Here is an 11,934-nt window from a genome sequence, read left to right on the forward strand (position 1 = left end):
TCCACTTCGGACCGATCCAGATCTCGGTCCACTGGAGGGAGTTCGGTCATGGTCGCCGCGTACTACGTGGTGCTCTTCTTCGCCTGCGCCATCATCGCGGGCAGTCTGGTCGCCACACGCATCCGGCTGCTGCGTCACCGCCGATGACATCCCTCGCGTGGTTGATGGTGCCGCTGGCGATGGTCGGCGTGGTGCGCGTGTGTGTCGTCCTGGTGGCGGCTGATCTCTACGACCTCTCGTTGTTCCGCTCCCGCCCGTTGCCTTACACGCCAACGGTGTGGGTCGTGATCCCGGCGTACAACGAGGAACTCTGCGTCGCACGGGCGGTGCAGTCCGTTTTGGACAGTTCGTACGACGACGTGTCCGTGATCGTGGTGGACGACGGTTCCACGGACGGCACGGTGGCGGCGTTGCAACGCTTCGGCGAGCGCGTTCACGTTGTCTCGCAGGAGAACGCGGGCAAGGCGGCGGCGATCAACGCCGGCATGCACCTCGTCGGCGACGGCCTGGTGATGGTGCTGGACGCCGACTCGACGTTGTCCCGCACCGCCGTCGCGAAGATGGTCGCGCACTTCGCCGACCCCATGGTGCTCGCCGCGGCGGCCAACGTGAAGATCGCCGACCACCGCGGCGCGCTGGGCTGGGTGCAACGGCTGGAGTACGCGGTCGTGCACCGGCTCAAGCAGGGGTACACGGTCTTCAACTGCGAGTACGTCATCGGCGGTGTCGGGTCGATGTTCCGCACGTCGATCGTGCGCGCGTGCGGCTACTTCGACACGGACACGATGACCGAGGACATCGACTTCTCGATGAAGATCCTGTCCATGCGCGGGAACTACGACTGGCGCATCATCTTCGCGGCGGACGCCATCGCGTACACGCAGGCCGTGCCGTCGTTGAAGGGTCTGCTGCGGCAACGGTTCCGGTGGAAGTTCGGGCGCTTGCAGGCGTTCTACAAGCACCGCTCGCTCTTCTTCGGCCGTACGTGTTCGCGTCTGCTCACGTGGGTGCACCTGCCGTACACGGCGGCGGGCGAGGTGCTCGTGCTGTTCGAGCCCGTGTTCATCTACGTCGTCATCAGTGCGACGTTCCAGACGGGTTGGTTCACCGGCATTCTGCTGCTGTGTTCGGTGTACACGGGCGTGGCGCTGTTCACCATCATCGGCGACCTCACGGAACCATGGCGCGCCAAGGCTCCGTTGCTGGCCTTGGCGCCGTTGGCCTACCCGCTGCTGATGGTGATCGTGTTCGTGGACTTCGTGGCGGTGCTGCGTTCGTTGTTCACGGTCCTGCGCGGCTACCGTCCGGTCGGCCGCTGGGAACACGTCGAGCGCACGCTCACCTCAGTGCCCGGTTGATCCGCGACACGAGGCCGGGGCCCTCGTAGATGAACCCGGTGTAGATCTGCACCAAGCTCGCCCCGGCGTCGATCATGCGCTTGGCGTCGTCGGCGGTGCGGATGCCGCCGACGCCGATCACCGGCAGGTCGCTGTTCTTCGTGATGAACCGGACCACGTCGTTCGCGCGCTGGGTCAGCGGCCTGCCGCTCAGGCCGCCGGTCTCCGACCTGTGCGCGCTGACAAGGCCCTCACGGCTGAGCGTGGTGTTCGTGGCGATGAGGCCCTTGATGCCGTTGTCCACGCACACCTGGATGACCTCGGCGATGGCGTCGTCGGTGAGGTCGGGCGCGATCTTGACCAGCATCGGCTTGTCGGTGGCCTTGGTGAGCGCCGCGACGAGCTCGGTCAGCGCGCCCTTGTCCTGGAGGCTGCGCAGACCGGGCGTGTTCGGCGAGCTGACGTTGATCGCGTAGTAGTCGCCGTGGTGCTTGAGCGCGGTCAACGAGTCGAGGTAGTCCTGCACGGCGTCCTCGACCGGCGTGACTTTGGACTTGCCGAGGCTGATGCCGAGCGGCGCTTTGAGCGGTGTGCGGTTGAGCTTCGCGGCAAGCGCTTGCGCACCCGCGTTGTTGAAGCCCATCCGGTTGATGATCGCCTCGTCCTCGCGCAGGCGGAACAGCCGCGGCTTCGGGTTGCCCGGCTGCGCGTGCCACGTGACGGTGCCGACCTCGACGAACCCGAACCCCAGCGCGGCCCACGCCGGCAGCGCGCGCCCGTCCTTGTCGAGGCCTGCCGCGAGCCCGACCGGGTTCGGGAAGCGGACGCCGAAGACGGTGCGCGGGTTGTTCTGGTTGCGGGCGAACCGCGCCAGCGGGCTCAGCCGCTCCATGGCGGCGAGCGTGGTCTCGTGGACCCGCTCCGCGTCGCCGCCGTGCATTCCGAACAACGCCCTGCGAACCACCTGCTTGTAAACCACGCGCCCACCCTATAACGCCAGCTCAGGGTGGGCGCGTGCCGCCTAGTTCCCGACCTCTCGCAGGCAGTTCGGCGCGGGGTCCCTGACCGGTCCGGTGAAGCCCAGCCCGTTGCCGCGGTCCGGCAGGTTCGAGATGCCCAGCAGCACCTTGTAGCCGTCGGGCAGGTCGCCCGGCCGGAACGTCAGGGACCCGTCCTCGCCGTGGTCCGGCAGCCGGTAGTCGCGCGCGTCCATCCTGCTCTCGTCCAGCTCCGCGCAGTCCCGCGACATCGGCACGGCCTTCGCGTTGATCCCGTACTCGCGCAGCTTCGCGTTGGCCCCGTCCACGCCTTTGATGTCCTTGATGGTCACGGTGACCGTGCCGTCGGCGTTCTTCGTCACGGCGTACGCGGGCGAGTCGTTGTTGACGATCGCCACGGTCGCCACACCGGCCAGCACGAGCGCTCCAGCCGCCACGAGCAACGGCCGTGTGGACCTCACGGGCCGTGTGGGGGCCTCCTCGACCGTCTCACCGTGCTCGCGCATCAGGTCGCTGAGCAGCTTGTCCTTGAACGTCGTCATCACTGTCCCCCGTCTGCGAGAGCGCGCACCTTGCCGCGCGCCCTGAAGAGCCTGAGCCGCAGCGCGCCGGACGACATGCCCAGCACCTTCGCGGCGTCCTTCGGTGCCATCCCGACCAGGTCCACGAGCTCGATCACCTCGCGGTCGGTGGCGGCCAGCGAGGCCATGGCCGCGATCAGCTCACGCCCGGCCCGTTCCGCGTCGATCCGCACGACCAGGTCGGCGATCTCGTCGCCGCCCAACGCCCGTCGTCCCCGGATACGCGCCACTACGTGCCGTCCCCGTGTGACGGACTCGCAGTGCTGCGCGAACACCCGCCGTGCGATGCCGAGAACCCAGCCTCGCGCCGTGCCTTTCGCACGGTCGAACGTCGCGAACGACGTGATGGCGGCGACGAACGTGTCCGAGGTCAGGTCGGCGGCCGTCTGCGGGTCCGACGTACGTCGCGCGAAGTACGCCATGACGACGTCGAACTCGGCCTCGTAAAGCTCCTCGAACGCGCGCGCTGCACGCGTGGACGACGCTGGTGGTGGATGTCGTGGTGCTGTCATCGGCTGACTCACGCCAATGGTTGCCGACTTCGAGCACCGCCGTTACATCGTCGGCTTGGCCACCTTGATCGTCGCCTGCTCGTCCAGCGGCATCTTCGGCTTGGCGAGGAACGTCACCGGCAACGCCCGCAGCCCGCGGCTCCCGAGCGACACCCGCCACCCGAGCGGCTGGGACGTGTCGAGCGCCAGCCCGGCGCACCGCGACAGCAGCGTCTTGAACGCCACCTCGCCCTCCAGCCTGGCCAGCGGCGCGCCCAGGCAGAAGTGGATGCCGTGCCCGAACGCCAGGTGCTGCCGGTCCGCCCGCTCGATGTTGAGCTGGTCGGCGCGCGGGTAGCGGTTCGGGTCGTGCTCGGCCGACGCGAGCGACAGCAGCACGACGTCGCCCGCCGGGATCTGCACGCCACCGATGGTCAGCGGCCGGGTGGCGAACCGCAGCAGGTGCGAGGTCGGGCCGTCGAACCGCAGGAACTCCTCGATCGCGCCGGGCAGCAGCGACGAGGAGCGCTGGAGCAGTTCGAGCTGCTCCGGGTTGCGCAGCAACGCCAGCGCGCCGTTGCCGACCAGGTCGACGGCGGTCGTGTAGCCCGCCACGAGCAGCAGGAACGCGAGCGAGGCCAGTTCGTCGTCGCTCAGCGCCGTCTCGCCGGTCGCGCGCGCCAGGCCGCCGATCAGGTCGTCGTCGCCGGACGTCCGCTTGTGCGTGACGAGGTCGCGCAGGTAACCCGAGGTCTCCTCGCGCGCGGACACCGCGTCGCCGTCCGCGAGGCCCGTGACGACGTCGGCCCAGTAGCGGAAGTTCTCCTGGTCGACGGACGGCACGCCGAGCAGCTCCATGATCACGGTGATCGGCAGCGGGGCCGCGAAGTCCGCGATCAGGTCGCACCGGCCGTCCGCGAACCCGTCCGCGAGGTGCGTCGCCACCTGCTCGATCCGGGGGCGCAGCGCGGCGATGCGCCGGGGCGTGAGCTGGCTCGACACCGCGCGCCGCAGCCGGCTGTGGTCGGGCTCGTCGCTGTTCATCATGTGGTCCGACAGGTCGCCGAACCACCACGACGCGAAGTGCGGATGGCCGCGCAGGGGTTCGGCGAGCGCCCTGCCGTGGGAGGACAGCAGCGGGTTGTCCAACGCGGCGCGCACGTCGGGATAGCGGGTCACGAGCCACATCGGCACGCCGAAGGTCTCGACCCTGTGCACGGGGCCCGCGTCGCGCAGGCTCTTGAGCACGGCGTAGGGGTCGTCGGTGAAGCCGGGGCGCAGCGCATCCAGATTTACCGCCATATTGGGGGACACGGGCGGGAGCGCGTCTCGGTTCAACCGGATTGGCATTTTGGGCAGAAGTACACGAATCTGCCCTCGATCTCGTCCGATCGGACCCTTGTGCGGCAACGCAAACAGGGTTTGCCGGTCCGTTCGAAAACGTAGTGCTGCACGCGCAGGTCTCCCGTGGTGCTCTGCTCCGGCCGCCACTGGTTGGCCTGCAAGAGCTTCCGGGACAGCGCAACCGCACATGACGGGTCCACGGCGGACACCGGCGCCGTCGGCGGAACGCGCAACAGGAAACAAACTTCCGCTCTGTAGAGATTGCCGACGCCGGCCATCACGCGCTGGTCCAACAATGCGAGACCGATCGGCCGGGAAGGATCCGCGGTCAACCGCCGAACGGCCTCAGCGGCGTCGAACTCAGGTGCCAGAAGATCAGGTCCGAGGTGGGAGATCAATCGATCTTCTTCGGCGGTCGGCACGAACTCCAGGTCGTGCAGCGCGAATCCGATCGCCTGCCGGTCGTCCACCTCGAACACCGCGCGGGCCTGGTGCGCGGGACGGCGCCAGCGCTCGCCCGGACGGTAGAGGTGCCACGAGCCGTCCATGCGGAAGTGGCTGCGCAGGCTGTTGCCGTCGGAGAAGTGGGTGAACATGTGCTTGCCGTACGTCCGCACGCGCAGCACATCGAGGCCTGCCAGGTCGAGCGCGGCCAGTCGGGGGTGCCGGATCTCGCCGCGCCGCAGCGTCTTCCCGGCCAGGGCCTCGTGCATGCGGTGGCCGGCCAGGAAGACGGTGTCGCCCTCAGGCATCCACCGCCTCTTGGATCTCGTCGTCGTCGAAGTCGTGGTGCACGGCCCGGCGCCGGCTCCGCGAGATGCGCTGGATGCGGGCGAGCAGCAGGTTGAACGCGAGCGCGACCTCACGCGCGCCCGGCGTGCCCCACTCGTGGATGGGCATGCACGCGCCCTGTGCCTGCTGCACGGCCAGACGGTCCGGCAACGCCACGGGCATCACCAACGGGCCGAAGATGTCCCTCAGTTCGTCGATGCGGAACTGGTGCTCGTGCGAACGCGGCCGCACGCGGTTCACGACGACACCCAACGGCTGGAGGTCGGCGTTGTTCTGCTCGCGCTCGTTCTGCACGGCCTCGAACGCCCGCTGCACGCCCGCCACCGCGAACATCGTCGGCTCGGTGACCAGCAACGCGCGATCGGCCGCCACCAGCGCGCTGCGCGTCAGCTGACCCAGCGACGGCGGGCAGTCGAGCAGCACCAGGTGGTACGGGAACTCGTCGTACATGTCCCGCAACGTGCGCAGCGCGTCTTTCAGCCGGTGCAGCCGCGACTCGTTCGGATCGGGGTGGTTCAGCAGCTCGGCGTCCTCGGACCCGGACAGCACGTCGATGCCGTCACCCCAGCGGCTGGGGCGGATCGCCTGTTCCAGGTTCTCCTCGGACGGGTCCTGAAGAACGTCGTAGATGCTGGCCTTGGACTCCTCTGGCTCCAGCGTCGACGTGGCGTTGCACTGCGGATCGAGATCGATCACCAACGTGCGGACACCACGGCGGAGGGCGGCAGAGGCCAGGCCGAGCACCACCGTCGTCTTGCCGACGCCTCCCTTGAGGCTGAGCACGGACACCGTATGCACACACCTACTCTAGGGTCTCCTAGGCTGTTGGCCATGCGACCGGACGCCGTACAGAGGCTGCTCGACGCGGAATTGGCCGCCGCACGCGAGCGCAGGGGTGGAGAACCGCCGCGTGTGCTCGACGTCGGTGGTGGCAGCGGCGTGTGGGCCGTGCCTCTGGCCGCTGCCGGATGTGTCGTCACGGTCGTGGAGCCGTCCCCGAACGCGTTGGCGACGCTGAACACTCGCGCGCGCGAGGCAGGCGTGACCATCAACGCTGTGCAGGGCGACACCGACGTGCTGGGCGTTCCCGCTGGTGAGGCCGATCTGGTCCTGGCGCACGGGCTGCTGGAGGTCGTCGACGACGCACCGGCCGCACTCGCGTCGCTGGCCGCGGCGGTGGCTCCCGGCGGAGCGGTGTCGGTGCTGGTCGCGAACCGCTTCGCGGCGATCCTGCACCGCGCGATCGCCGGCCGGATCGTCGACGCGCGGCGGTTGCTGGACGACGACGCGGGTCAGCTCGCGGGCACGCGCGACCCGCTGCGGCGCCGGTTCGACGTGGCCGGGCTGGAGAAACTTGTGCTCGAAGCCGGGCTGGCTGTCGAAATCCTGCAAGGTCACGGGGTAGTTTCTGACCTGGTTCCCGGTGTCGTGCTGGACGCGAATCCGGGTGCCGCCGACGCTCTCGCGGAACTGGAACTGGCTGCCGCAACCAGGTCCCCGCTGCGGGACGTCGCCGCCAGGCTGCACGTGCTGGCTCGCCGGACCCTCTGAAACGCTGTGCATTCGGGACATTTATGACCCTGATGAGTGGTCCCAAACGACGCGGCGGCGAACGATAATGGCCTCCGCTGCCGAAGTAGGGACCGACGAGATGGAAAGTTCCGACCTGCTGGCCTCACTGGTCAACGAGGCCGTCGCGGGTGACAGGCCTGCCGTCGAACGACTGCTGGCCTCCGTGCGACCGCTCGTGGCGCGGTACTGCCGTGCGCGCGTAGGCCGCAATGAACGTGCGTACGCGTCGGCTGACGACGTGGCGCAGGAGGTGTGCCTGGCCGTGCTGACGGCCCTGCCCACCTACCGTGAACAGGGCAGACCGTTCCTGGCGTTCGTCTACGGCATCGCCGCGCACAAGGTCGCCGACGCGCACCGGGTCTCGGCGCGCAACCGTTCCGAGCCCGTGGCCGAGGTGCCGGACGGCCCGTCGCTCACGATCGACCCCGAGGAGAACGCGCTGCTCGGGTCGTTGTCGGTGCGGCTCGGCCGGCTGCTGCGCCTGCTGCCGGACAAGCAGCGGGAGATCCTGCTGCTGCGCGTCGTGGTCGGGCTGACGGCGGAGGAGACCGCCGAGGCCATCGGGTCGACGCCCGGCGCCGTGCGGGTCGCCCAGCACCGCGCGCTGGCCAAGCTGCGCACGTCCGTGGGGGTCGAGGAGCTGATTTGACCGGCGCCTTCTACGACGCCCTGTCCGGGACGTACGACCTGATGTTCCCGGACTGGGACGCGTCGATGGCGCGGCAGGCGGCGCAGCTCGCGGAGTTCGTTCCGGCGGGCGCGCGCGTCCTCGACTGTGCGTGCGGCATCGGCACACAGGCGATCGGTCTGGCGTTGCGCGGCTACGAGGTCGTGGGAGCAGATCTAAGCCCTATGGCGGCCTCTCGGGCCGTTGTGGAGGCGTCTGCGCGTGGCGTCATGGTGCCTGCTTTCGCTGCGGACATGCGGGCGTTGCCGTTCGCGGACGGCTCCTTCGACGTGGTGCTGGCGGCCGACAACGCGTTGCCCCATTTGCTGACAGCCGGTGATGTGCTCGCGGCGCTGCGTGAAATGCGTCGCGTGCTGAGGCCCGGTGGTCGGATCATCCTGTCTACGCGCGACTACGACGCGATCCGCGCGGACCGCCCGTTGTCGACTTCTCCGTCCGTCGGGCCGGGTCGTGTCGTGTGGTTCCAGCTCTGGCATTGGGACGGCGATCAGTACGAGTTGGAGATGTTCCGGCTGCACGAATCCGAGTCGTGGCGGGTCGTTGTTGGCAAGGCACGGTATTGGGCGATTACTCGTCACGAAATCACCGCATTGGCGGAACGAGCGGGTTTCGGTTACGTGCAGTGGTCGCTCCACGCCTATTACCAACCGCTTCTCGTTGCTCTGAACGGGTGACGTTTGAAAGTTCTCCCTACTTTCCGCATAAGGAGTGACGCGTCGCACGTCTCCTCCACGGGACGTCGACGAGGGGAACCTTCGGATGGAGAGTTCAGCGTTAACCGCGGAACTTGTCAGTGCGGCTGTGCGGGGCGAGCGCAGGGCCACTGACCAGCTACTTCGCTACCTGCGCCCGCTGGTGGTGAAGTACTGCCGCGCGCGTGTGGGTCGTTCCGCGACAACCGCGGACGACGTCGCGCAGGAGGTCTGCCTCGCGGTGCTGACGGCGCTCCCGAACTATCGGGAGCAAGGACGACCGTTCCTCGCGTTCGTCTACGGCATCGCCGCGCACAAGGTCGCCGACGCGCACCGGGCGCTGTCTCGTAACCGTGCGGAGCCGGTGCCCGAGGTGCCCGACTACGCCGTCCGTGGTGCCGGACCGGAGGACTTCGCCCTCCAGGGTGAGCTGAACGGGACCCTCGGGCGGCTGCTGCACGTGCTGCCCGACAAGCAGCGGGAGATCCTCGTGCTGCGCGTCGTGGTGGGTCTGTCCGCGGAGGAGACCGCGGACGCAGTGGGGTCGACGCCGGGCGCCGTGCGGGTCGCGCAGCACCGTGCGCTCGGTCGCCTTCGCAAGGAAATCGCGTCGTTAGCTGTCCCGATCGGGTGACATTCGTTTGCATTTGTGACGAGTCGTAGCGGTTGCGTGGGGAGAACGCACCCAAACGACATACCTAGAGGGCAGGAAGACGCCGACATAGGGACGCAGGGGGCATGGGAAGTTCGGACTCAGCGCTTGCCGCCGACCGGCTGCGCATCGACGGGGTGCTGGTTCAGCACTTCCGCGAGTCGGGGCTGACCGGTGCCCGCTGGGACCAGTTCCACCGTCAGCTTCTCGGGCACGGCCTCACGATCGTTACGAAACTCGTGCGGTCCGGTGCCATCTTCTCCCGCTCCGGGCGGAACGGCCGGTACCTGCAGAAGCAGGACATCGCGCCGCAGGAGGCCGAGGAACTGGCGAGCGACGCCGTGTACGAGGGGTTCGTCTACTTCCGCGACCGGGGACTGCTCGGGCGCGAATGGTCCGTTGAGCACGGCCAGCCGTTGAACGAGTACTTCGTCAACGCGTGCGTGCTCGCGTTTCCCAACGTCTACCGGCGTTGGCAGACGCGTGCGCACGGCTGGCAGGACGTACGGCTCGTGGACACCCTTGCTTCCCTCGAACACGTACAGGCCGAGGGAACCCCTGAGGACGCCGTCATCGAACAGCAGATCGCGAACGCCGCGTTCGCCGCGCTGAGCGAGGACACCCGTCGGTTGCTCTTCCTTTCTGACCAGGGCTACTCGCATGCGGAGATCGGTGAGCTGATGCGGCTCACCCCGCGCGCGGTCGAAGGACGGATCCGGCGCGCGCGCCTTGCCGTGCGCCGGCGTCCAGAAGAGGAACGGTGATCAGCGTGGAGTTCTCACCCGGCCTGCACCGCAAGGTGCCCGCGGAAGCCGTGCAGGGCTCATCCGTCGGTGGGCCGGTCTCCGCATCCCGGGGCACGATCGACGCGTTGGTCGAGCGGACCACCGTCGCGCCCGAGGAGCCGGTCGACCCGCCGGCCCCCTCGTACTACTCGGGTCGCCCGCAGTCGGCCGATGAGCACGTTGCGCGTGCTGTCGCCGGTGATCGCGCCGCCGTCGAACGGCTGTTGGGCACCATCAGGCCGTTGGTCCTGCGTTACTGCCGCGCGCGCGTTGGCACGTTCGCGTCGGCCGATGACGTTGCGCAGGACGTCTGTCTGGCCGTGCTGACGTCGCTGTCGTCGTACCGGGACCAGGGGCGGCCGTTCCTCGCGTTCGTCTACGGCATCGCGGCGCACAAGGTGGCGGACTCGTTCCGCAGCTTCTCGCGCAACCGGGCGGAGGCCGTGCCGGAGCTGCCGGAGTCGATGGACACGGCAGCCGGGCCGGAGCAGCGGGCGATGCAGGGAGAGCTGTCGGACCAGATGGCTGCGCTGTTGAAGGTGCTGCCGGAGAAGCAGCGCGAGATCGTGGTGCTGCGGGTGATGGTGGGGTTGTCGGCGGAGGAGACGGCCGAGGCGGTCGGCTCCACGCCCGGTGCCGTGCGGGTGGCTCAGCACCGGGCGCTCACGCGGCTGCGCAAGGAGCTCAGTGCCGCCAGCGAGTGATGTTGGCGATGCCCTGGGGGCTGGCGTCCTTGTACCGCTCGATCTCGCCGCGCCGGACGTCCGCGATGGTGCCGGCGAGCTCCTGGCCGAACGCCTCGGTGAGCACGGAGTCCTTCTCGAACTCGTCGACGGCTTCTTTCAGCGACGTGGGCAGGCGCTGGACGGTGCCGAGCAGGGCCGGGTCGACGTTGAGGCCCTCGGGTAGCTCGGCCTCGGTGGCGATGCCGTCGAGGCCCGCGGCGAGCACGCCCGCGACGACCAGGTACGGGTTCGCGGTGAGGTCGAAGCACTTGATCTCGAGGTTGTCCTTGATCAGGCGCAGCGCCGTCTCGCGGTTCTCCTCGCCCCACGCCACGAACGGAGCGGCCCACGTGTTCGGCACGAGCCTGAGGTAGCTCGCGAGCGACGGGCAGCCGATCGCGCACAGCGCGCGGAGGTGGGTGAGGACGCCGGCGCTGAACCGCCTCGCCTCGTCCTGGAAGCCGTCGAAGAGGTTCGTGCCGTCGCGCCAGAGGCTGACGTGCATGTGGCCGCCGTTGCCGACGCCGCCGTTGATGACCTTGGGGGAGAACGACGGGCGCATGCCGTGCCGGATCGTGACGGCGCGGATCGTCTCCTTGACGAGGACGGCGGTGTCCGCGGCGCCGACCGGGTCCTCCGGCGCCGTGGAGATCTCGAACTGGCCGGCGGCGTACTCCGGGTGGAACTGGAGGACCTCGACGTTCTGCTGGTCGAGGGCGTTGAGGAGGTCGACGCAGTAGTCGGACAGCTCGACCTGGCGGGCGTGGCCGTACGCGCCGCCGGTGGTCGCGGGGACCCAGTCGTCGGTGCCCTGCTTGCCGGCGCACCACTCGATCTCGAAGCCCGCCTGGGCGGTGAGGCCGTGCTCGGCGAGCCTGGTCACGGCCTTGCGCGCTTGCAGGCGCTGGTCCATCGGGTACGCGACGCCGTTCTGGAAGTGCCGGTCGGCGGGGGCCCACGCCCAGCCCGGCTGGCCCGCGAGGGGCGTGAGGCGCTCGAGGTCGGGGTGCAGCCGGAGGTCGCCGACCGGGCCGCCCGCGAACCGGCCCTGGATGATCCAGTCGTCGAACAGGAACACGTCGAACACCGGTGAGGCGCCCACGCCGTGCGCGGCCGCGTGGGCCAGCCTGCGCAGGGGAACCGACTTGGTGCGGGTGATGCCGCTGTTGTCGACCCAGGTGAGCGCCACGACGCTCACGTCCCGCGCGTTGAGCCCGTCGAAGAGCTCGGTCGCCCGCTCGAACCGCTGGTCCCGCTCCGCAGAGTCCACGATCCTA

The 11,934-nt window shown here is 69.0% G+C and carries 14 protein-coding genes; 7 read left to right on the plus strand and 7 right to left on the minus strand.

What is annotated here, in order from left to right; translation table 11 throughout:
- Window positions 1–143: 143 nt before the first annotated feature.
- Complete coding sequence (locus ACQEU1_RS35345; RefSeq protein ID WP_433210960.1) at window positions 144–1,358, plus strand: glycosyltransferase; 1,215 nt, start codon at window positions 144–146, stop codon at window positions 1,356–1,358.
- Here the strand turns inward: ACQEU1_RS35345 and ACQEU1_RS35350 are convergent.
- From ACQEU1_RS35350 to ACQEU1_RS35375, 6 genes are read right to left on the minus strand one after another with little or no spacing between them, the layout of a single operon-like run.
- The gene (locus ACQEU1_RS35350; RefSeq protein ID WP_433210962.1) at window positions 1,339–2,316 is read right to left on the minus strand and encodes a quinone-dependent dihydroorotate dehydrogenase; all 978 of its coding nucleotides are present in this window, start codon (window positions 2,314–2,316) and stop codon (window positions 1,339–1,341) included. The genes ACQEU1_RS35345 and ACQEU1_RS35350 overlap by 20 nt on opposite strands.
- A gap of 42 nt (window positions 2,317–2,358) precedes the next feature.
- Window positions 2,359–2,877 carry a hypothetical protein gene (locus ACQEU1_RS35355; protein ID WP_433210964.1) on the minus strand — a complete coding sequence of 173 codons (519 nt, stop codon included), beginning with the start codon at window positions 2,875–2,877 and terminating at the stop codon, window positions 2,359–2,361.
- Window positions 2,877–3,428 (minus strand): RNA polymerase sigma factor, encoded by a 552-nt coding sequence (locus ACQEU1_RS35360; RefSeq protein WP_433210966.1) that lies wholly within the window; start codon window positions 3,426–3,428, stop codon window positions 2,877–2,879. The genes ACQEU1_RS35355 and ACQEU1_RS35360 overlap by 1 nt, the downstream gene beginning before the upstream one ends.
- 42 nt (window positions 3,429–3,470) lie before the next feature.
- Window positions 3,471–4,709 carry a cytochrome P450 family protein gene (locus tag ACQEU1_RS35365; protein ID WP_433210968.1) on the minus strand — a complete coding sequence of 413 codons (1,239 nt, stop codon included), beginning with the start codon at window positions 4,707–4,709 and terminating at the stop codon, window positions 3,471–3,473.
- Window positions 4,710–4,741: 32 nt separating this feature from the next.
- Window positions 4,742–5,503: a DNA-formamidopyrimidine glycosylase family protein gene (locus ACQEU1_RS35370; RefSeq protein WP_433210970.1), complete on the minus strand. Its 762-nt coding sequence runs from the start codon at window positions 5,501–5,503 to the stop codon at window positions 4,742–4,744.
- Complete coding sequence (locus ACQEU1_RS35375) at window positions 5,496–6,341, minus strand: ParA family protein (protein ID WP_285638866.1); 846 nt, start codon at window positions 6,339–6,341, stop codon at window positions 5,496–5,498. Before ACQEU1_RS35375 ends, ACQEU1_RS35370 begins: the two co-directional genes overlap by 8 nt.
- A gap of 33 nt (window positions 6,342–6,374) precedes the next feature.
- Between ACQEU1_RS35375 and ACQEU1_RS35380 the strand changes: the two genes are divergently transcribed.
- The 6 genes from ACQEU1_RS35380 (at window position 6,375) to ACQEU1_RS35405 (ending at window position 10,636) form a co-directional block, all read left to right on the plus strand.
- Window positions 6,375–7,094, plus strand: a complete 720-nt coding sequence (locus ACQEU1_RS35380; protein WP_433210972.1) for a class I SAM-dependent methyltransferase — start codon at window positions 6,375–6,377, stop codon at window positions 7,092–7,094.
- 100 nt (window positions 7,095–7,194) lie between these two features.
- Window positions 7,195–7,764, plus strand: coding sequence for a sigma-70 family RNA polymerase sigma factor (locus ACQEU1_RS35385; protein ID WP_433210974.1), 570 nt, complete (start codon window positions 7,195–7,197; stop codon window positions 7,762–7,764).
- Complete coding sequence (locus ACQEU1_RS35390) at window positions 7,761–8,477, plus strand: methyltransferase domain-containing protein (RefSeq protein WP_433210976.1); 717 nt, start codon at window positions 7,761–7,763, stop codon at window positions 8,475–8,477. Before ACQEU1_RS35385 ends, ACQEU1_RS35390 begins: the two co-directional genes overlap by 4 nt.
- 85 nt (window positions 8,478–8,562) lie before the next feature.
- A complete protein-coding gene (locus ACQEU1_RS35395; protein WP_433210978.1) occupies window positions 8,563–9,129 on the plus strand; it encodes a sigma-70 family RNA polymerase sigma factor in 567 nt (188 codons plus the stop codon).
- Between the two features lie 104 nt (window positions 9,130–9,233).
- Entirely contained in the window at window positions 9,234–9,911 is a 678-nt protein-coding gene (locus ACQEU1_RS35400) for an RNA polymerase sigma factor (RefSeq protein WP_433210980.1), read from the plus strand.
- A 107-nt stretch (window positions 9,912–10,018) separates the two neighbouring features.
- The gene (locus ACQEU1_RS35405; protein ID WP_433211986.1) at window positions 10,019–10,636 is read left to right on the plus strand and encodes a sigma-70 family RNA polymerase sigma factor; all 618 of its coding nucleotides are present in this window, start codon (window positions 10,019–10,021) and stop codon (window positions 10,634–10,636) included.
- On the opposite strand, the gene ACQEU1_RS35410 is transcribed toward ACQEU1_RS35405, so the two are convergent.
- The gene (locus ACQEU1_RS35410) at window positions 10,617–11,927 is read right to left on the minus strand and encodes a glutamine synthetase (protein ID WP_433210982.1); all 1,311 of its coding nucleotides are present in this window, start codon (window positions 11,925–11,927) and stop codon (window positions 10,617–10,619) included. The two genes, ACQEU1_RS35405 and ACQEU1_RS35410, sit on opposite strands and share 20 nt — an antisense overlap.
- Window positions 11,928–11,934 lie beyond the last annotated feature (7 nt).

Origin of the sequence: Lentzea sp. CA-135723 (genome assembly GCF_050936595.1) — a bacterium.
In the GTDB taxonomy this organism is placed as follows: Bacteria; Actinomycetota; Actinomycetes; order Mycobacteriales; family Pseudonocardiaceae; genus Lentzea.

Coding starts and splice junctions, on each gene's coding strand:
- ACQEU1_RS35400 (WP_433210980.1), top strand. CDS start 9,234: ATGGGAAGTTCGGACTCAGCGCTTGCCGCCGACCGGCTGCGCATCGAC.
- ACQEU1_RS35370 (WP_433210970.1), bottom strand. CDS start 5,503: ATGCCTGAGGGCGACACCGTCTTCCTGGCCGGCCACCGCATGCACGAG.
- ACQEU1_RS35355 (WP_433210964.1), bottom strand. CDS start 2,877: ATGACGACGTTCAAGGACAAGCTGCTCAGCGACCTGATGCGCGAGCAC.
- ACQEU1_RS35360 (WP_433210966.1), bottom strand. CDS start 3,428: ATGACAGCACCACGACATCCACCACCAGCGTCGTCCACGCGTGCAGCG.
- ACQEU1_RS35385 (WP_433210974.1), top strand. CDS start 7,195: ATGGAAAGTTCCGACCTGCTGGCCTCACTGGTCAACGAGGCCGTCGCG.
- ACQEU1_RS35345 (WP_433210960.1), top strand. CDS start 144: ATGACATCCCTCGCGTGGTTGATGGTGCCGCTGGCGATGGTCGGCGTG.
- ACQEU1_RS35380 (WP_433210972.1), top strand. CDS start 6,375: ATGCGACCGGACGCCGTACAGAGGCTGCTCGACGCGGAATTGGCCGCC.
- ACQEU1_RS35365 (WP_433210968.1), bottom strand. CDS start 4,709: ATGGCGGTAAATCTGGATGCGCTGCGCCCCGGCTTCACCGACGACCCC.
- ACQEU1_RS35395 (WP_433210978.1), top strand. CDS start 8,563: ATGGAGAGTTCAGCGTTAACCGCGGAACTTGTCAGTGCGGCTGTGCGG.